We start from the raw sequence: 17934 nt of genomic DNA, 5'->3' as shown, positions 1-17934 counted from the left end.
CCTCCAATGGAAGGAAGGGACGAAAACGGTCCGTTCTGTGAATTCAAGGCAATGCGTGGCGCCGGTGCCAGCTTGTGACGATAACTGCGAGGCCCAGTTGAATAGGCGTAACGGCTAGAAGCTGAATCGTCCGAAACCCTCCTCGAACTCAGATTCGTGAAGTGGTGTGGGGTGCTCATGACCCGATAAAACAGACACGTCCCCGTGCATGGTGTCCGTTTGACTATTTATTCTGGCCAATAATATCAGTTTGCCCCTTGGTAACACCGCCAGAAAAACCTTGTATCAATTGTCTGCTCTTAGTAGCCCTGACACGAATAAAGCAGACTGAATTCCGCGGTCCAAACTCAAATCGGCAGGCCACTAGACTGCGTAACAACACCCACCAATTTCCCCCAGGTTCGACATGCCGCCTCCACACTCGGTCAATTCGTGTCGGGTTATCTGAGTGCTCCCGGCTCTGCCGGAGGGAAAATCGTTTCAACGGATGTCTATGGCCAGATATCTAGCCCAGTCAGAACCAAACACCTGCCCTTGATCGGCAGAATTGGGGCAGAATTCCGCTAATTACAAACGGAGTGTGTACATGAAGTGGTTAAAGGGGTTGGTACTGGGTGCGCTCTTCCTTGTGGTCGGTGCTTCCGCGCTAGGGCTTTACTACGTGCTACCTCAACACGAGGTGGTGCTGATCACCGGCGTCGAAGTTAAGCGCGTCGACGACGATGGAGTCATCAATGCGGAGAACCCCGCGGACGGCCCAACCCGGGATGTCTACTTTATCAATACTGAGGATCCGGACACGAAGAAGGTCGTGGTCTATCGCAACGAAGATACCGGCTGGAGCTTCCCTTGGTACTTCAAGTTTGACTCGGCCGATGTGCAGGCGAAGGCCCAGGGCTATTCGCGTGATGCTCAGCAGCTGGCGCTCATCCGCTACTACGGCTGGCGGATTCAGATCCTGTCGGTCTTCCCCAACATTACGCACATTGAAGCAACGACCAGCCGTGATCAGCCGTTCCCGTGGTTCAACACAATTTTCTTCGGTGTGACGACACTGTTGGCGCTAGTTGTCGCCATTATCGTACGGCGTCGCCTGAAACGCCGTGGCGAAGTTGTGATGAGCTGATCACCCAGGGTCGGCCCAAAAGATCGAAGCAGTCAGGGGCCAGCTGTATCAAGCCCAGTCGGCGGTGGACCCCAAAGATCCGACTTGGACCAACTCAAGGAGGCCTTGCTAAAAACAAAGGCTGAAACAAACGAGGCTGCAAATGCGGCCTCTTTTTAATGAATTTACTCCTTACGCAACAGCACTCGTGTCACCCGGCGCTCTTCAACCTCCACCACCGTCATGTTCCATCCTTCCCAATTGAGTTTGTCTCCGATGAGTGGCAGACGATCCAGCAAGCTCATAACCAGCCCCGCTAGAGTCTGATAGTCATCGGTCGCTTTGGCCTGGAAGCCGATACGTTCACGTATCTGGCTGAGATTCAGCGCACCACTGACAACGAACCCTCCATCCTCAGCGACGATGTTCGGGCCTTCGACTTCGCTGGCATCGGGCAACTCACCCGCGATGGATTCGAGAATATCGGTCATGGTGAGAATACCTGTGAAGTCGCCGAATTCATTTACCACAAAGGCGATATGAGTTGACTCTTTGCGCATCTGCTCCAGCGCGTTGAGAATCGTGAAGTTATCCAGCAAGTTGATTGCCTTGCGCGCCATGAATTCCAGATTTGGTTGGTTACCTGCCAACAGTTCTTTCAACAGCTCTTTCTTGTGGACGAACCCTAACGACTCATCAATTCGCCCCTCCCGGATCAACGGCAACCTGGAGTACGACGAATGCATCAGCATTGCGCGGATTTCTTCTGGAGAATCGGCCAAGTCAATGTGGTCGATTTCCGCACGAGGGGTCATGACACAGCGTATGGATCGCTCCGCCAACTGAAGAACGCCACTGATCATGACGCGTTCTCTTCGATGGAAAACTTCGTCGGTAGCTCAGCGCTCGCTCTGGATTGTTCTCCCAGAAATAAACGCCTTTGCCGAGCCAGTCGTATGAGTTTTTGCTGGGATTCAGCTGAGTGTTGCCGGAAAGCACCATCTCGCCTGTCTCTCGGTCACACCCATGAAATCCTAGGACGAACGAGGGAAGAAGCTGATACATCAACGATAGGCTTCGTTGAGCTCGCCTTTTTGATCGACTATACCAATCCGTTGGAGGAAGGTTTTAGCTGACCTTTTGTCTTGGGATACAGCTTGGGCTGCCTGGTGAATACGCGTAGCAGCCTCAGCATACGAAAGACGCTGGTTCTCGCGGAACTCATCAAGTCGCAATGTCTTGGCCTGCATAAAAAACCTCTGGCAGTGATTCTATCTGTAGGGGAAATACACTGGACTCTAGTCCAGCTATCAAACGCCAGCCATCCGACTGGCAGCCCGGCAAGCACCAAGGAATGCATTTTGCCCCCTTATTGCCCCCTTCAGAAACGAGCTTAGTAACGCAGACAACCCGAGCTGCGCTATTTATATGGTGTCCCAGGGCAGGTTCGAACTGCCAACCTTCCCCTTAGGAGGGGGATGCTCTATCCAATTGAGCTACTGAGACAAATGGCGACCGCAGTGAACCGTGCGGCGCGAGGGACGGCGAGCATGTTAACGGCCAAGGCTGCTTTTGTCATGTCGTCCTTAGGCTTTTTAAGTGTAGGCCAACGCTGGCGTGGGACTGCCGACATCGGCGATCGTGCAAATTGCATCATCCCAAAAAGCCATCATTGCAAAATGCAATGAACACTCTTTGGAAAAACAACCTAAGCCACTGTTTTTAAAGGATTTAATAGACGTTAAAGCTTTGGCATGAGCACTGCTTGATTACCGTTACAAGAAACAACGGAGACATCGCTATGAACAGCGCCCTCTTGCTCCTCAATGCACTCGCATTGGCTGTTGTGGTGGTTTTTCAGTTTCAAGCGGATGGCAGTGCTGGTCAGCTGGCATCAACCACCGCCCATTACCCACATCATCAAGCACCAACGCCGGCAGTGGTGAGCGACCACGCGCTTGATTCAACCCGGATTGCGCGGGATATCCAGGTCGAGCGAAGCAACAGTCAACCTTCGCAAAGCTGGGTATTTTGAATCACCTCATCAGGAGCAGAGCATGTCAAAACCAGCCGCGGCATTTTTGATTCTGGCATTACTCAGCGCTGTTTTGAATCTATTCCTGACCGGAAAAGACGCCAGCTCTCTGCCGATGATTGCTTTCGGAGTCTTTGCCGGTTGTTTCATTCTGGCGCTGATTGCCGGCCGCAGAATCAAGTTCGATCCGGTTTTACGTTGATCCCCTCCTGCTCCAGCAGCCCGAGGAAATGGTCGACGGTGGCGGACAACTCGCCCGAATTATCCAGGCGCCGGACTGCGGTTGCGTTACCTGAAGATCCATTGGCGAGAAACAGTTCATTGCGCCGTAGCCTCGCTTCGATCTCATCGGTGCTTTCACGCCCGCGCTGAGTCAGGCGCTGGCGCAAGACTTCGCTCTGCACCGTCAGCAAAACAGCTAGCAAGCTCGGGTAACGCTTGCGCGCTTCGGGCAAATGTTCTCGAGAGCCGTTGACCAACACATGGCGCCCGCTGTCCAGCCATTGATTGATCTGTACCGGTATTCCGTAATCCAGAGCGTTGGCGTGCCAGTGCAAGGCGAAACCACCTTGCTCGCAAAGTCGCTCGAATTCCGCTTGAGAAACCCCCAGGGCATCTTCCCCCATCGACTCGGCCGAGCGGGTGATCACCCGTCGCACCACCTCACAGCCAAGCCTGCGCAAAGGCTCGCGGGATGCGTCTATCAGGCTGTCCTTGCCGGCTCCTGACGGGCCCATCAGATAGATTAGCCTGCCCGGCATCTCGATGACGTTTCTTGTCGCTTGACTGCCTAGTAAATCGGCCATTTGCCACTATCCTATATAAGAAGGATAAACGATCGTATCCGCATAATGTGCGCGCGGAGGCTTAAAACGTCTCCTGACGAGCAAGAGGAAGCGGTTAGAAATGCGGGATGGGGCCAGCTTTTCAAACCAGTTCGCATTTCTGATATTGGGTGCTGGCATAACGCCTTTACCCAGCTCAATATTTGTCACAGAATTGACGCCAACGATCTGGCATTTGGAGGCATGATGCGGGCCTCTGAACTATTCAGGTTGAACATTTGGCAGGAAAGCTTGTCCTAACAGACATCTTGCGGCCAATTCCGAAAACCGCTCCCCTGAACTAACCGGTTAAATATATGCGCCCATTGAAACAGGCAATTTATTCCAGCCGTACGGCTGACAAGTTCGTCGTGCGTCTGCCCGATGGAATGCGTGAACGCATCGCCGAGGTGGCTCGCAATCATCATCGCAGCATGAACTCTGAAATCATCGCGCGCATGGAGCAAAGTCTTATTCAAGAAGGCGCGTTGGGCGAAGAGTTGAGCATGCGCCTGGACAGCCCTGAGCTGTCACTGCATGAACGTGAACTGCTTCAACGTTTCCGCCAGCTTTCCCACCGTCAGCAAAACGCACTGGTATCACTGATCGCTCATGACACTGAGATGGCAACTGACGCCTCCTGATTCATCCTGCAAGCCCAGCCAGCCTCGCGCTGGCTTTTTTTTGCCTGAAATCCGACGCGGCCAGCCACTGCAGAGAACATCAGTACAGACTAATCGAAGGTGGATAGCAGGAAATTCGCGCAGCCCGCCATCCGGCAAGGCTGCGCAAAGAGGACTCAGAGCAGGAAAATCGTTGCCAGCCCCAGAAAGATAAAGAACCCGCCACTGTCGGTCACGGCGGTGATCATCACGCTCGCGCCCATTGCCGGATCGCGACCTACCCGCGCCAGGGTCATGGGGATCAAGACCCCCATCAGTGCCGCCAGCAACAGATTGAGGGTCATCGCCGCGGTCATTACCACACCCAGCGACCAGCTGCCGTAGAGCAGATAAGCCACCACGCCGATCACCCCGCCCCAGACCAGGCCATTGATCAAGCCGACCGCCAATTCTTTACGCATCAGCCGCGAAGTATTGCCGGTGCTGACCTGATCCAGCGCCATGGCGCGCACGATCATGGTGATCGTCTGGTTACCCGAGTTGCCACCGATACCGGCAACAATCGGCATCAATGCGGCCAGGGCCACCAGTTTCTCGATGGAGCCTTCGAACAGCCCGATCACCCGGGAGGCAACAAAGGCGGTAATCAGGTTGATCGCCAGCCAGGCCCAGCGGTTGCGCAGGGACTTCCAGACTGAAGCAAAAATATCTTCCTCTTCACGCAGACCCGCCATGTTGAGGACTTCGTTTTCACTCTCTTCACGAATCAGGTCGACCATTTCATCGATGGTCAGACGGCCGATCAGCTTGCCGTTCTTGTCGACCACTGGCGCCGAAATCAAGTCATAACGCTCGAACGCCTGGGCGGCGTCGTATACATCTTCGTCCGGATGGAAGCTCACCGTATCGCTGGCCATCACTTCCGACACTTGCTTGTCCGGATCATTGACCAGCAGGCGTTTGATCGGCAGCACGCCCTTGAGCACGCCGTCGTAATCAACCACGAACAGTTTGTCGGTATGGCTCGGCAGCTCTTTTAGTCGACGCAGGTAACGCAACACCACTTCAAGGCTGACATCCTCACGGATAGTCACCATCTCGAAGTCCATCAATGCGCCGACCTGATCCTCGTCATAGGACAACGCCGAGCGCACACGCTCACGCTGCTGACTATCGAGGGTTTCCATCAGTTCGTGGACGACGTCTCGCGGCAGCTCGGACGCCAGGTCAGCGAGTTCGTCGGCATCCATTTCCTTGGCGGCCGCCAGGATCTCGTGATCCTCCATATCGGCGATCAGCGTTTCCCGAACGGAGTCGGAGACTTCAAGGAGGATGTCGCCGTCGCGCTCGGCCTTGACCAGTTGCCAGACCGTCAGACGCTCTTCGAGCGGCAAGGCTTCAAGGATGTAGGCAACGTCGGCGGAGTGCAGGTCGTCGAGCTTGCGCTGCAATTCGACCAGGTTTTGCCGGTGGACCAGGTTCTCGACCCGATCTTGATGATGACCTTCCTGGCGATGAGTCAGGTCTTCGACCACTCGCTGGCGATGCAGCAGCTCGACGACTTGAGCGAGGCGGTCTTGCAGGCTTTCTTGCGTTTTCTTTACTTCAACTTCAGACATAGGCGAACTCCACTCCCAGCAGCGGGGCACGCCGGAAGATCAATCAGTCAATTCATGATTGTAAAAACGAGGTACTGAGTAACTACTGGGTAAGTCCATGGAGGTATTCCACAAGCCCCGGCGGGGCTGACGGGCGCAATGATACACCGCTTGCGGTCTTTTAACGTTAAAAAATCTTGGCAAGAACAAGCGCTTGCGATGCAAACCTGAGCGCTGTCCGAATCTATAGAGCTGCGACGACTCATCCAGAAAAGAAAACACAAGGGAGAGGTAAAAAGTACTGTCTACCCTTATTCGGGACCGTCATGGAGGACGCCGCATGTCATTGAAAAAGACCTCGCTCTTGTGTTTCACCCTGCCCTGGCTGGTGTTGCAAGCAAACGCCACGGATGTGCAGCGCTGTGAAAATGCCGTCGGCCACGTCACCTTCACCACCCTGGGGTGTGCGTCGCACGAGACCTTGCTGATTCAAAAAGCAGGCAATCCGGTACCGGGCGGCAGCAAGTCAACTGCCCTGAAGAGTCGCCCACAGGAAACATTCCGTACGAAATCTGCCAATGAACCGCTGGTCATCGTCGGACAATCCGATGACGGTTGTGGAAACCTGCTCATCGCCAAAGAGCGCCGCCAGGCGATCATCAATCAGCGAATCGTCCCGGGCATGAGCCAGAAGGACGTCGAAAGCGCACTGGGCAAGCCCGACAAAATCAGCATTCGAAATGCGACCACGAGCTATCGCTACGACGCCAGGAAAGGTCGTAGCGCTCTGATCGTATTCAATGAGAGAGGCTGCGTAAAAGGCAAACGCTAAACAGCAAAAAGCCCGCACTTGGCGGGCTTCATGTTTGCAGCTGAACTACTTCACCGCGACAAGCTTCTTCAGCTCTTCATCGCGCAATTCACGGCGCAGGATCTTGCCGACGTTGGTGGTCGGCAGCGCGTCGCGGAATTCAACGGCTCTCGGCACTTTGTAGCCGGTGACGTTGGCGCGCATGTGCTCCATCACCTGCTCCTTGGTCAAGGTCACGCCCGGCTTGGCGACGATGAAAATCTTGATCGCTTCGCCCGACTTCGGGTCCGGCACGCCAATCGCTGCGCACTGCAACACGCCCGGCAGGGTTGCCAGCACGTCTTCCATCTCGTTCGGATAGACGTTGAAACCGGAGACCAGAATCATGTCTTTCTTGCGATCGACGATGCGCATGTAGCCATCTGGCTGGATGATCGCGATATCGCCAGTCTTCAACCAGCCTTCGCTGTCGAGGATTTCATCGGTGGCGTCCTGGCGCTGCCAGTAGCCCTTCATGACTTGCGGCCCCTTGACACACAGCTCGCCCACTTCGCCCAACGCCAGTTCGACGCCATCATCGGTTATGACTTTGCACAGGGTCGACGGCACCGGAATACCAATGGTACCGATCTGGATGTTCTGGATCGGATTAACCGTGGCCACCGGGCTGGTTTCGGTCATGCCGTAACCTTCGCAAATCGAGCAACCGGTGACCGCTTTCCAGCGCTCGGCAGCGGCCAGTTGCAAGGCCATGCCGCCAGACAAGGTGATTTTCAGCGCCGAGAAGTCCAGCTTGCGGAATGCCTCGTTGTTGCACAGCGCGACAAACAGCGTATTCAAGCCGACAAAGCCGCTGAACTTCCAGTTGGACAGTTCCTTGACCATTGCTGTCAGGTCGCGCGGGTTGCTGATCAGGATGTTGTGGTTGCCGATCAGCATCATTGCCATGCAATGAAAGGTGAAGGCATAGATGTGGTACAGCGGCAATGGGGTGATCAGGATCTCGCAGCCTTCATTGAGGTTGGAGCCCATCAGCGCCTTGCATTGCAGCATGTTCGCCACCAGGTTGCGGTGGGTGAGCATCGCGCCCTTGGCCACGCCGGTGGTGCCACCGGTGTATTGCAGCACCGCGACGTCGCCGCTGGCAGGGTTGGCTTCTTTGACCGGACGGCCACGGCCTTTGCTCAACACCTCGTTGAACTTGATGGCCTTGGGCAAGTGGTAGGCCGGGACCATCTTCTTCACATACTTGATGACGCTATTGACCAGCAGGCGTTTGAGGGGCGGCAGCAAATCGCCCACTTCGGTAACGATCACATGCTTGACCGAGGTCTTGGGAACCACCGTTTGCGCCAGATACGCCATGTTGGCCAGGCACACCAGTGCCTTGGCGCCGGAGTCGTTGAATTGGTGTTCCATTTCCCGCGCGGTGTATAGCGGGTTGGTGTTAACCACGATCAAACCGGCGCGAATGGCACCAAACACGGCGATCGGGTATTGCAACAGGTTTGGCAACTGCACGGCGATTCGATCACCGGGTTGCAAGTCGGTATGCTGTTGCAGATAAGCGGCAAAAGCGCCTGAGAGTTCGTACAGTTCACCATAGGTGAGCGTCTTGCCGAGGTTGCTAAAGGCCGGTTTGTTGGCAAAGCGTTGGCACGATTGCTTCAACACCGCCTGAATATTCGGATACTCATCTGGATTGATATCAGCAGCAATTCCAGCCGGGTATTTATCCTTCCAAAAGTTTTCGTTCATGGAAGCCCACTCCTCAGCAACGCGAGTTCATCACCGCATTTGATGCGATTATTATTGGTGTGTGTTTTATTGGTGAATCTGGCTTTTATTCAAGCCGAGAAGTCACAAAGCGGGCCGAGAGTAGCAGCTTTGCCAGGGGTCGACTAGAGCCAAACAAGGTCTATACAGTCACAATAATGACTCAAGACATATAAGTAGTCATTTTTAGAGTAAAAATTCTATAAAGCCTCTAAAGCCTCTAAAATGGGCGTTTTAAAAGCAAAAGATCGTCCGCGTTCGGACGATCTTTTAAAGCGGCCGTGAAAATCCGATCTCAACAACACCTGATCAGGCGATATCGCGCAACTCCCGCCGCAGGATCTTGCCCACCGGGGTCATCGGCAGCGAATCACGCAGCACGATATGTTTCGGTACTTTGTAACCGGTAAAGTTTTCCTTGCAGTAAGCCTTCAGCTCTTCAAGGCTGACGCCCGCCTCGCGCGCGACCACAAACAACTTCACCGCCTCTCCCGAACGATCGTCCGGCACACCGATCACTGCGCAGTTGGCAACTTTCGGGTGAGCCATGACCACATCTTCGATTTCGTTCGGGTACACGTTGAAACCCGAAACGATGATCATGTCTTTCTTGCGATCGACGATGCGCACAAAGCCGTCCGGATCGATCACCGCGATGTCGCCTGATTTGAACCAGCCTTCGGCATCGAGGACCTGCGCCGTGGCTTCAGCTTGTTGCCAATAGCCTTTCATGATCTGCGGACCCTTGATGCAGAGCTCGCCGCGCTCACCCATCGGCTGCTCGACGCCCTCGTCATCAATGACCTTCAGGGTCGTCCCCGGAACGGGCAGCCCAACCGTACCCAGCCGCGATTTGTCGCCATAAGGGTTGGTGCAGGCCACCGGCGAAGTTTCGGTCAGCCCGTAACCTTCGGTAATGCGGCAACCGGTCATGGCCAGCCAGCGCTCGGCAGTGGCCTTGACCAGCGCCGTACCGCCGGAGTTGGTGAGCTTCAGGCTGGAGAAGTCCAGGGTCTTGAAGTCCGGGTGATCCATCAGCGCGACAAACAGAGTGTTGAGCCCCAGCAACGCCGAGAAGCGCCAGTTTTTCAGCTCCTTGATAAAGCCGGCGATGTCCCGCGGATTGGTGATCAGCACGTTGTGGTTACCGGTGACCATCATGCACATGCAATTCGCGGTGAAGGCATAGATGTGGTACAGCGGCAGCGGCGCGATCATCACCTCACGGCCTTCCTTGAGCAGCGGCTGGCCATCGGCACTTAGCTGGGACAGGCAAGCCCGCGCTTGCTGCATGTTCGCCACCAGGTTGCCATGGGTCAGCATCGCGCCCTTGGCCAGGCCGGTGGTGCCGCCGGTGTATTGCAGCACCGCGATATCGTCGAGACTGACCTTCAGCGGCCTGATGCCCTGCCCCCGACCCAGACGCAGTGCACTCTTGAAGGAAATGGCCTGAGGCAAATTGTAGGCCGGCACCATCTTCTTCACTTTGTCGACCAGGGTGTTGACCAGCCAGCCCTTGGCGGCAGGCATCAGGTCACCCATCTTCGCTTCGATCAAGTACTGGATATCGGTATCGGCCAGCACTTCCTGGACTTTCTGCCCGAACATATTCAGGTAAACCAGTGCCCGCGCACCGGAATCCTTGAACTGATGACGCATCTCCCGCGGGGTGTACAGCGGATTGGTGTTGACCACGATCAACCCGGCGCGCAAGGCGCCGAACACGGCAATCGGGTAATGCAGGACATTGGGCATCTGCACCGCGATACGATCGCCAGCCACCAGATCGGTGTGCGCTTGCAGGTAGCCGGCGAACGCCGCGCTGTAGCGCTCCAGCTCAGCGTACGTCAGGGTCACGCCCATGTTGCTGAACGCCGGGCGGTCAGCGAATTTCTTGCAGGAACGCTCGAAAACCTCGATCACCGACTTGTAGGCACCCAGATCGATATCCAGGGGGACGCCGGCCGGGCGTTTGTCATTCCAGAAATCAGGTTGCATTGTTTTTGTTCCTCTTTACCTGAGCGTGTCCAAGCCGCATCTCTGTCACTTTGAAAGGCGGGGCTCTTCGGACGTTAGCAGCTATGGCGATTCAGGCAAATATGCCGGCCAGCGTCATAGATCGTGTGAATCTTCCTCCCGTGGCGTGGCCTGATCAGACGGCAAGCAAAGGATGCGCTATACAATGCAGCGACCCCGTGCAAAGGAATCGCCATGATCCACGATACTTTCTGGCTGACCGCGAGTGACCGCAGCCGCCTTTTCGTCAATCAGTGGTTGCCTGAGGGCCCACCCAAAGCGCTGATCCTGCTGGCCCACGGCATGGCCGAACACAGCGGCCGTTATGCCCGTCTGGCCCAAGTGCTCTGCGCCAATGGCTATGGGGTGTACGCCCCGGACCTGCGCGGCCACGGCAAAACCGCCGAGCAGGGTGTGCTGGGGCATTACGCGGACAAGGATGGCTGGAGCAAAGTGGTCGGCGATCTGGCCTGTCTCAACCAACACATCGGCCAGCAACACCCTGGAACACCCATTGTGATGCTCGGCCACAGCATGGGCAGCTACATCGCCCAGGCCTACTTGCTGCACCACAGTGCCAGCTTGCACGGGGCGGTTCTCAGTGGCTCGAACTTTCAGCCCATTGCGCTCTACCGAGCAGCTCGCCTGATCGCCCGTTTCGAACGCTTGCGCCAGGGTGGCACCGGCCGCAGTGCGCTGATCGAATGGTTGTCATTCGGATCGTTCAACAAAGCCTTCAAACCCAATCGAACACCTTATGACTGGCTCAGTCGCGATCCCGACGAAGTCGACAAGTACGCCAAAGACCCGCTCTGCGGCTTCCGCTGCACCAACCAGCTATGGATCGACCTGCTGGGTGGCTTGCAGCAAATCAGCAAAGCGTCCAATCTCGCTCAGATCGATCCGGGCCTGCCGCTGTTGGTGATGGGCGGCGAATGTGATCCGGTAAGCAATGGCACACGTCTCAAGGACCTGGCCGACGCGTTTCGCGCGGCCGGAAGTCAGTGCCTGCAACTGAATATCTACCCGCAAGCGCGGCATGAACTGTTCAATGAAAGCAATCGCGATGAAGTGATCGCCGATTTACTGGCCTGGCTGGCGCAGGCGCTGAACACTCGCCGGCCAGCCAAAACCGAATAATTTTCAAAAATCGAAGCACGTTAATTTAATTCGTCACAGGACTCGAGACAGATGACCCAGGTTACCAACACCCCTTACGCAGCCCTCGAAGTCGGCCAGACCGCCAGCTACAGCAAAACCGTCGAAGAGCGCGATATTCAGTTGTTCGCCGAGATGTCCGGCGACCACAACCCGGTGCACCTGGATGCCGAGTTCGCCGCAGCGACCATGTTCAAGGAGCGCATCGCTCATGGCATGTTCAGCGGCGCCCTGATCAGCGCGGCCGTCGCCTGCGAATTGCCTGGGCCGGGCACTATTTATCTTGGTCAGCAAATGAGCTTCCAGAAGCCGGTGAAAATCGGAGATACCCTGACCGTACGCCTGGAAATCCTCGAGAAGCTGCCGAAATTCCGCGTACGCATCGCCACTCGGGTGTTCAACCAGCGTGATGAGTTGGTGGTGGATGGCGAAGCCGAGATCCTGGCTCCGCGCAAGCAGCAGACCGTGACGTTGCCGACCTTGCCGGCGATCAGCATCGGCTGAGGTCCTTCAGACCTGCGGGCAAGCCCGCAAAAGATCGCAGCCTGCGGCAGCTCCTACGCCGACCGAGTGCACCCGCGCATAGCAGGTGGACACAAAACCTGTAGGAGCTGCCGTAGGCTGCGATCTTTCCCGGGATGTCGGCTACTTCTGCTCCTGCACCTGCACACTCGCAGTCATCCCCGCACTCAGGTTGATCCCCTCAGGCAGTTTGTCGAACTTGATCCGCACGGGAATCCGCTGCGCCAGGCGTACCCAATTAAAGGTCGGTTCCACCTCTGCCAGCAGTTGCGCATCCGGTGTAGCGTTGCGATCGGTGATGCCGCGGCTGACGCTTTCGACATGCCCTTGCAGCGCTTCGCCGGCGCTCATCAACCAGACCTTGACTGGGTCACCGACTTGAATCCGCGGCAATTTTGTCTCTTCAAAATAGGCTTGCACGTAGAAGGTCGAATCATCGATCAAGGCCATCACCGGCTGCCCGGCATTCACATAGTTGCCTTCAGCCAGCCGCAGGTTGGTGATGTGCCCGCTGCGAGGGGCGTGCACCTCGCTGCGGGCCAGATTGAGTTCGGCGACCTTGGCTTCAGCCTGTGCCTGACGCAGTTCTCCCCGGGCAATTCCGGCGTTGATCTGGGCGTTCTCGCGCAGTTCGGCACTGATTGCCTGCGGTCCGAGACTGGCGCGGCGACTCGCTTCATGCTCGCGCAAACTGAGTTGCTGTTGACGGGTCTGCACCACCGCCCGGGCTTTCTCCAGGGCGGCTTCGAAACGGTCGCGATCGATGCTCAACAACAAGTCGCCAGCGTTTACCTGCTGGTTATCGTAGACCTTGAGCTGGCGCACCCAACCGGAAACGTCCGGCGCGACTATCACGACGTCGGCACGGATCCGCGCATCGCGGGTCCAGGGCGTGAGCATGTAGTACTGCCACAGATGAAAGCCGGCGAACAGCGCCACAGCCACCAGGCACAGGGTAATAGCGACACGTACCGATGTACGCATGAGCAACTCCTTATAAGGGTCCGAGGACGACGGTGACCAGGGTCAATACACAGACGTACAAGGCACAATCGAACAGTGCTTCGTGCCAGATCCAGCGCCCCAATGGCGTGACGCGCAGCAACATGCGCAACGCCCCGGTCAGCAGCAAGGCCAGCACCACATAAATCAGAAACGGGCTGAGCAGTATTCCGCCCAGCGACCATTCACGCAGCCCCATGGTTTTCCTCCTGCTGGCGACACCAGCTGCGCCAACTGTTGTGCAGTTGCAGCACCGCGCCTTCGGCCAGTTTCAGTGCATCGCTGGGCGGCAAGGCTTGCAGGGCTTCCAGCAATGCCGCGCCAGGTTGCGCCAGAGCATCGGCGCGGCTGACGGCAGGGCCTTGCTCCAACACCTGTTCCAACTGCTGAAGATAGGTGCGCTGCTGCCTGCTGACTGGCACTTGCGCGACAGCCAGGCTCAAGCGCAAATGCAGCAGCTCATCGCCGATGTCCAACCCGAGCACACCGTCATCCCAGTGGCTGCGGGCCCGCTGCGGCAGTTCGGGATAATGCCGCGCCAGTTGCAGCAGCCGATCGGCCATGCGCCCGCCAAACCAGCTTTCGGCGCCGCGCAGGTTACGTCGGGTCAGCCGAACCAGATCGTCGAGGGTCGCGGCAAGCAAACGGCGACCGTGCCATGCCGGGTCACGCAGGATCAGCAGATGGAAAGCCAGCACGGCTGCGCCGACTCCGAGCAATATCGCCTGGGCACTATTCAAGAAGGTCGCGACGTCATATTTCATCGCATTCAACGGCGACACCAGCACCACGAAATGCAGGCAAAAGGAGGTGGCCGTCGCGCCGATCTGCGGCTTGGCCATGCCCAGCGCGCCGAAGAACAATGGCGCGCCCATGGCCATACAAAGCATTGCAAAGCCGCTCCATTGCGGCAGCAGGATTTCTCCGACGACAAACGCCACGGGAATCGCCAGCAGGATCCCGCGCAAAAAACTCATGCCGATCTGCGCGCCATTTTCGCGGCTGGCAAACAGGCTGCAGACCACACAGGTCAACAGCATCGCCCCCGACGCCGCAGGCCAGGCGGTCGCCAGCCAGAAACAGGATACGGTCAAGAAAGCCAAGGCACTGCGAGCACCGAACACCAGCGCCAGTGCGAGATCGCGATGGGGAGCCAGGCTGTTGGGTTGCTCGCTCGGTTTGCTGCCCTCCTCCACCGAACGCAGCGCCAGTCCCGCCCCCAACGCGGTATCCAGCAGCAAGGCCAGACGCGCCAGGCAATAACTTTGGGCCGGGCTGATCTGCGGGTCATGGGCGGCGTCCTGCACCCGCGGGCGCAAGGCTTGCAAAGCCGAAGTATCCGAGGCATCCAGCGCCTGCTGCACCTCATTCAACCAGGGCGCCAGTTGCGCGGCTTCGAGCTCGTCCAGTTGCCGCCACTGGCGGCGCGCCGAACGGGCAATCCGCAACAGCATCAACAGCTTCTGACTCAAGCCACTGATGGCCCGCGCGCGCTGGCGACCCAAACCGCCCTCGAACCAGGCATGCTCGCGCTGAGCATCCACCGCGACGATCCGCCCGAGAATTTCCAGCAATCCTTTACGCGCCTGAGCATCCCCGGCCAGGGTTGCACGGGCGGCTTGCAAACCACTCTGCCATGCCGTGCGCGCTTGGTCGGCCAATTGCTGTTCGACTCGCATTGGCCAGAGCAAAGCGCTGCTGGCAGTGGCACAGACGATCCCGAGGCTGATTTCCGTGCAGCGCGCCACGGCCTGATCGAACACTGTCAGCGGATGGGTCAGGGCCGGCAAGGCAATGATCGCCACGGTGTAACCGGCCAGCACAAAAGAATAGGACCAGGCGCTGCGCAGCAAGGTCGAACTGGCCGTGCACAGCCCCAGCCACAACGCCAGAGCCAGCAAAAACAACCAGGGAGTCTGGGCAAACAAACCCATGAACACCACTGACATGAAGGTTCCCACCAGGGTTCCCACCAGCCGGGCCAAGCCCTTGTGTACCACCATGCCAGACAGCGGCTGCGCGACGATAATCGCTGTCATCAAGGCCCAGGCCGGTTGCTCCAGCCCCCAGCGCAATGCCAGCCACAGCGCCAGGCCAGCACCGAGCACAGTCTTGATCGCGAATTGCAGCGCGGGAAGGTCGGGTGCAAGCAAAGCCTGCAAGGTCATACGCACGGAAGGAACCCTTGAAACGACAACGTAACGATAGTCGGGATAAAGCGCGGGGATAGGAGGAGTGCAATTATTAGCTAGCTAACTAATGTTAGTCCAGCGCTAAATCCGATTCATAAAAAAACGCCAGACTGGCTGGCGTTTTTGCTCGGCTAAAAGCGCTTACGAACGGGCACGTGCCTGATTGCGCAGGGCTTTTACCTGGTCGTGGTTGCGTTGCACACCGTGGTATTGGCGTTCCACGAGGTCACGAATGCCCACCAGGTTATGTTTGTTGATGGTTTCCAGTGCGCTTTTATAAGCCTTCAACGCGTGGTCTTCACCACGTTCGGCTTCATTGAGCACGGCCTCTTCGTCCTTGCCGGTGACCAGCGACTTGAGGTCGACCCAGCGACGGTGCAGATCACCGCTCACACTGGTAGACATTTCCGGGTCGCCGCCCATCGACCGCACGGCGGTCTGCAGTTCTGCAGCGGCGGTGGCGCAATCGGTCGAACGTTTGATGAACACTGCCTTAAGCTCAGGATGCTTGATGTCTTCAGCACAGGTTTTGAAACCTTCCTGTCCGTCTTTGCAGGTCTCGATCAAATCGTTCAGGACCGAAATAGCTTCTTTATTCATGTCAGTCATTTTTCAACTCCTTCCAGGTTGAGAGGGTGCAATAGCTGTTGCACCTCGCATGCCATCCTTGGATTGGAGTATTTATTGTCGTTTTTCAAATAGTTAACTTTTAAAGGCAAATCTGTATCCGCGTTATTTGCATGATCTGTCATTTGGCCTGCATGCAGAATGCCTGTATTTTCCAGAACGTTGAATCAAGACGGCTGTGCCATGAATCCCGAAAAGCTTGAACTGTTGGTCACTCGTGAAATGCCCTTTGGCAAATACAAGGGCCGGATCATTGCCGATCTGCCTGGACAATACCTCAATTGGTTCGCTCGCCAGGGTTTCCCTCATGGTGAATTGGGCGGATTGTTGGCCTTGATGCAGGAAATCGATCACAACGGCTTGTCCGACCTGCTCGACCCATTGCGCGCCAAGCACGGCAAACCCAAACCGCGTCACTGAGCGAGTCAACCATGCCCGAGAACACCTACCACGCCCGCGATGAAGCTTTTTGGAAGACGTTCGCCGATCGGTTCGAAGTAGAGCCAGGCCCCATCAACCTGGAAAATGGTTACTTCGGGCGCATGAGCCGCACCGTGGTCGATGAATACCAGCGCAATATCGCCTTCATCAACCGCAGCAACTCGGTACATGTGCGCCAGCGATTCGATCAAATAGAAAGTGTGCAGATTCGCGAGCAGCTGGCCGAGTTGCTGGGGGTAGTCCCCAATGCGGTCGCCTTCACCCGCTGCGCCTCGGATGCCCTGCAATCGCTGATCCGCAACTACAACGGCCTGCAACCGGGCGATCAAGTGCTGCTCAGCGACCTGGAGTACGGCACGGTCAAAGGCGCGATGCGCTGGCTGGCGTGCCATCGCGGGGTAGAAGTGATCGAGATCGAACATTGCCACCCCGCCAGCTTCGACGGCTTGCTGGCGAGCTACCGCGAGGCTTTCATGCGTTACCCGCGCTTGAAGCTGATGGCGCTGACCCACGTGACCCACCGCACCGGGCTGGTCATGCCAGTCCAGGCCATTGCCGCGGCGGCACGGGAACATGGGGTCGATGTGATTCTCGACGGTGCCCACGCCCTCGGCCAGATCGAGTTCGACCTCGATGAGCTGGGTATTTCCTTTGCCGGTTTCAATCTGCAGAAATGGATCGGCGCGCCGCTGACCCTGGGGTTTCTCTATATCGCCCCGCAGCGTCTGGCCGACATTGATCCGGACATGGGAGAAAGCCATTTCCCGATCACTGACATTCGCTCGCGCACGGCCCACAGCACGCCCAACATTCCCGCGCTGCTGACCTTACCGCTGGTGTTTGAAGAACACCGGGTCATGGGTGGTTCGGCCGCCAAAGGCGCGCGGCTGAATTATTTGCGCAACCTGTGGGTGAATGAAGCTCGCAAGTTGCCGGGTATCGAAGTGATGACACCGGACGACCCGCGACTGTATTGCGGCATCACCTCAATGCGCTTCACCCGGCACGCCGATCAGCAGGCGATGGTCGATCGGCTACTCAACGACTACAACCTGTTTACCGTGGTGCGCAGCGGCTCGGCGTGCGGCCCATGCATTCGGATTACTCCGGGGTTTACCACGTCGGCAGCGGATATGCGGTTGTTGAGTAAAGCGTTGAATGAGCTGAGGAGCCGTTTTTTCAAATGAGAAGTGCCGGTTAATTC

The 17934-nt window shown here is 57.0% G+C and carries 18 protein-coding genes, 1 tRNA gene and 1 pseudogene; 9 read left to right on the top strand and 11 right to left on the bottom strand.

Annotated elements, in window-relative coordinates:
* The first annotated feature begins 586 nt into the window (after window positions 1-586).
* Window positions 587-1126, top strand: a complete 540-nt coding sequence (locus F8N85_RS19765) for a DUF1523 family protein (protein WP_150805212.1) — start codon at window positions 587-589, stop codon at window positions 1124-1126.
* A 164-nt stretch (window positions 1127-1290) separates the two neighbouring features.
* Here F8N85_RS19765 and F8N85_RS19760 read toward each other — a convergent pair.
* The 3 genes and pseudogenes from F8N85_RS19760 to F8N85_RS19745 form a co-directional block, all read right to left on the bottom strand.
* Window positions 1291-1998 (bottom strand): annotated as a pseudogene (locus F8N85_RS19760) (transporter associated domain-containing protein); the annotation flags it as partial.
* Between the two features lie 171 nt (window positions 1999-2169).
* On the bottom strand, window positions 2170-2355 hold the full coding sequence (locus tag F8N85_RS19750) for a hypothetical protein (protein WP_150805210.1): 186 nt from the start codon (window positions 2353-2355) through the stop codon (window positions 2170-2172).
* A 179-nt stretch (window positions 2356-2534) separates the two neighbouring features.
* Window positions 2535-2611, bottom strand: a tRNA-Arg gene (locus tag F8N85_RS19745).
* Window positions 2612-2906: 295 nt separating this feature from the next.
* Between F8N85_RS19745 and F8N85_RS19740 the strand changes: the two genes are divergently transcribed.
* Both F8N85_RS19740 and F8N85_RS19735 read left to right on the top strand, forming a co-directional pair.
* Window positions 2907-3140, top strand: coding sequence for a hypothetical protein (locus F8N85_RS19740; RefSeq protein WP_150805209.1), 234 nt, complete (start codon window positions 2907-2909; stop codon window positions 3138-3140).
* A 22-nt stretch (window positions 3141-3162) separates the two neighbouring features.
* On the top strand, window positions 3163-3342 hold the full coding sequence (locus F8N85_RS19735; RefSeq protein ID WP_150805208.1) for a PA3371 family protein: 180 nt from the start codon (window positions 3163-3165) through the stop codon (window positions 3340-3342).
* Here the strand turns inward: F8N85_RS19735 and phnN are convergent.
* Window positions 3317-3901, bottom strand: coding sequence for a phosphonate metabolism protein/1,5-bisphosphokinase (PRPP-forming) PhnN (gene phnN, locus F8N85_RS19730; RefSeq protein ID WP_150805230.1), 585 nt, complete (start codon window positions 3899-3901; stop codon window positions 3317-3319). The genes F8N85_RS19735 and phnN overlap by 26 nt on opposite strands.
* 380 nt (window positions 3902-4281) lie before the next feature.
* Here phnN and F8N85_RS19725 point away from each other — a divergent pair, with 380 nt between their 5' ends.
* Window positions 4282-4608, top strand: a complete 327-nt coding sequence (locus F8N85_RS19725; RefSeq protein WP_150805207.1) for an Arc family DNA-binding protein — start codon at window positions 4282-4284, stop codon at window positions 4606-4608.
* A 155-nt stretch (window positions 4609-4763) separates the two neighbouring features.
* Here F8N85_RS19725 and mgtE read toward each other — a convergent pair whose 3' ends face one another.
* Window positions 4764-6206, bottom strand: coding sequence for a magnesium transporter (gene mgtE, locus F8N85_RS19720; RefSeq protein ID WP_150805206.1), 1443 nt, complete (start codon window positions 6204-6206; stop codon window positions 4764-4766).
* A gap of 319 nt (window positions 6207-6525) precedes the next feature.
* Between mgtE and F8N85_RS19715 the strand changes: the two genes are divergently transcribed.
* A complete protein-coding gene (locus F8N85_RS19715; protein WP_150805205.1) occupies window positions 6526-7017 on the top strand; it encodes a cell envelope protein SmpA in 492 nt (163 codons plus the stop codon).
* 45 nt (window positions 7018-7062) lie between these two features.
* On the opposite strand, the gene fadD1 is transcribed toward F8N85_RS19715, so the two are convergent.
* Window positions 7063-8754 carry a long-chain-fatty-acid--CoA ligase FadD1 gene (gene fadD1 / locus F8N85_RS19710; protein WP_150805204.1) on the bottom strand — a complete coding sequence of 564 codons (1692 nt, stop codon included), beginning with the start codon at window positions 8752-8754 and terminating at the stop codon, window positions 7063-7065.
* 327 nt (window positions 8755-9081) lie between these two features.
* Complete coding sequence (gene fadD2 / locus F8N85_RS19705) at window positions 9082-10770, bottom strand: long-chain-fatty-acid--CoA ligase FadD2 (RefSeq protein ID WP_150805203.1); 1689 nt, start codon at window positions 10768-10770, stop codon at window positions 9082-9084.
* Between the two features lie 213 nt (window positions 10771-10983).
* On the opposite strand from fadD2, the gene F8N85_RS19700 reads away from it, so the two are divergent.
* Together F8N85_RS19700 and F8N85_RS19695 are read left to right on the top strand one after the other, a co-directional pair.
* Window positions 10984-11928, top strand: coding sequence for an alpha/beta hydrolase (locus tag F8N85_RS19700; protein WP_150805202.1), 945 nt, complete (start codon window positions 10984-10986; stop codon window positions 11926-11928).
* Window positions 11929-11979: 51 nt separating this feature from the next.
* Window positions 11980-12450, top strand: a complete 471-nt coding sequence (locus F8N85_RS19695) for a MaoC family dehydratase (RefSeq protein WP_150805201.1) — start codon at window positions 11980-11982, stop codon at window positions 12448-12450.
* Window positions 12451-12591: 141 nt separating this feature from the next.
* On the opposite strand, the gene F8N85_RS19690 is transcribed toward F8N85_RS19695, so the two are convergent.
* The 4 genes from F8N85_RS19690 to F8N85_RS19675 all read right to left on the bottom strand — a co-directional run bounded on the left by F8N85_RS19690 (window position 12592) and on the right by F8N85_RS19675 (window position 16271).
* Window positions 12592-13452: an HlyD family secretion protein gene (locus F8N85_RS19690; RefSeq protein ID WP_150805200.1), complete on the bottom strand. Its 861-nt coding sequence runs from the start codon at window positions 13450-13452 to the stop codon at window positions 12592-12594.
* Between the two features lie 10 nt (window positions 13453-13462).
* Complete coding sequence (locus F8N85_RS19685) at window positions 13463-13669, bottom strand: DUF1656 domain-containing protein (protein ID WP_150805199.1); 207 nt, start codon at window positions 13667-13669, stop codon at window positions 13463-13465.
* Window positions 13656-15644: an FUSC family protein gene (locus F8N85_RS19680; protein ID WP_150805198.1), complete on the bottom strand. Its 1989-nt coding sequence runs from the start codon at window positions 15642-15644 to the stop codon at window positions 13656-13658. Before F8N85_RS19680 ends, F8N85_RS19685 begins: the two co-directional genes overlap by 14 nt.
* Window positions 15645-15803: 159 nt before the next feature.
* Window positions 15804-16271, bottom strand: coding sequence for a ferritin-like domain-containing protein (locus tag F8N85_RS19675; protein WP_150805197.1), 468 nt, complete (start codon window positions 16269-16271; stop codon window positions 15804-15806).
* A gap of 201 nt (window positions 16272-16472) precedes the next feature.
* Here F8N85_RS19675 and F8N85_RS19670 point away from each other — a divergent pair, with 201 nt between their 5' ends.
* Window positions 16473-16709 carry a DUF3820 family protein gene (locus tag F8N85_RS19670; protein WP_150643894.1) on the top strand — a complete coding sequence of 79 codons (237 nt, stop codon included), beginning with the start codon at window positions 16473-16475 and terminating at the stop codon, window positions 16707-16709.
* Between the two features lie 11 nt (window positions 16710-16720).
* The gene (locus F8N85_RS19665; RefSeq protein ID WP_150805196.1) at window positions 16721-17917 is read left to right on the top strand and encodes an aminotransferase class V-fold PLP-dependent enzyme; all 1197 of its coding nucleotides are present in this window, start codon (window positions 16721-16723) and stop codon (window positions 17915-17917) included.
* The last annotated feature ends 17 nt before the right edge of the window (window positions 17918-17934 follow it).

It is taken from the genome of Pseudomonas fluorescens (genome assembly GCF_902497875.1).
Lineage (GTDB): Bacteria > Pseudomonadota > Gammaproteobacteria > Pseudomonadales > Pseudomonadaceae > Aquipseudomonas > Aquipseudomonas fluorescens_BR.
This window is presented reverse-complemented; position numbering and strand designations above follow the sequence as displayed.

Excerpts from the sequence above, each read along its gene's own strand:
- F8N85_RS19765 (WP_150805212.1), top strand. The coding sequence starts at position 587 with ATGAAGTGGTTAAAGGGGTTGGTACTGGGTGCGCTCTTCCTTGTGGTC.
- F8N85_RS19750 (WP_150805210.1), bottom strand. The coding sequence starts at position 2,355 with ATGCAGGCCAAGACATTGCGACTTGATGAGTTCCGCGAGAACCAGCGT.
- F8N85_RS19740 (WP_150805209.1), top strand. The coding sequence starts at position 2,907 with ATGAACAGCGCCCTCTTGCTCCTCAATGCACTCGCATTGGCTGTTGTG.
- F8N85_RS19735 (WP_150805208.1), top strand. The coding sequence starts at position 3,163 with ATGTCAAAACCAGCCGCGGCATTTTTGATTCTGGCATTACTCAGCGCT.
- phnN (WP_150805230.1), bottom strand. The coding sequence starts at position 3,901 with ATGCCGGGCAGGCTAATCTATCTGATGGGCCCGTCAGGAGCCGGCAAG.
- F8N85_RS19725 (WP_150805207.1), top strand. The coding sequence starts at position 4,282 with ATGCGCCCATTGAAACAGGCAATTTATTCCAGCCGTACGGCTGACAAG.
- mgtE (WP_150805206.1), bottom strand. The coding sequence starts at position 6,206 with ATGTCTGAAGTTGAAGTAAAGAAAACGCAAGAAAGCCTGCAAGACCGC.
- F8N85_RS19715 (WP_150805205.1), top strand. The coding sequence starts at position 6,526 with ATGTCATTGAAAAAGACCTCGCTCTTGTGTTTCACCCTGCCCTGGCTG.
- fadD1 (WP_150805204.1), bottom strand. The coding sequence starts at position 8,754 with ATGAACGAAAACTTTTGGAAGGATAAATACCCGGCTGGAATTGCTGCT.
- fadD2 (WP_150805203.1), bottom strand. The coding sequence starts at position 10,770 with ATGCAACCTGATTTCTGGAATGACAAACGCCCGGCCGGCGTCCCCCTG.
- F8N85_RS19700 (WP_150805202.1), top strand. The coding sequence starts at position 10,984 with ATGATCCACGATACTTTCTGGCTGACCGCGAGTGACCGCAGCCGCCTT.
- F8N85_RS19695 (WP_150805201.1), top strand. The coding sequence starts at position 11,980 with ATGACCCAGGTTACCAACACCCCTTACGCAGCCCTCGAAGTCGGCCAG.
- F8N85_RS19690 (WP_150805200.1), bottom strand. The coding sequence starts at position 13,452 with ATGCGTACATCGGTACGTGTCGCTATTACCCTGTGCCTGGTGGCTGTG.
- F8N85_RS19685 (WP_150805199.1), bottom strand. The coding sequence starts at position 13,669 with ATGGGGCTGCGTGAATGGTCGCTGGGCGGAATACTGCTCAGCCCGTTT.
- F8N85_RS19675 (WP_150805197.1), bottom strand. The coding sequence starts at position 16,271 with ATGACTGACATGAATAAAGAAGCTATTTCGGTCCTGAACGATTTGATC.
- F8N85_RS19670 (WP_150643894.1), top strand. The coding sequence starts at position 16,473 with ATGAATCCCGAAAAGCTTGAACTGTTGGTCACTCGTGAAATGCCCTTT.
- F8N85_RS19665 (WP_150805196.1), top strand. The coding sequence starts at position 16,721 with ATGCCCGAGAACACCTACCACGCCCGCGATGAAGCTTTTTGGAAGACG.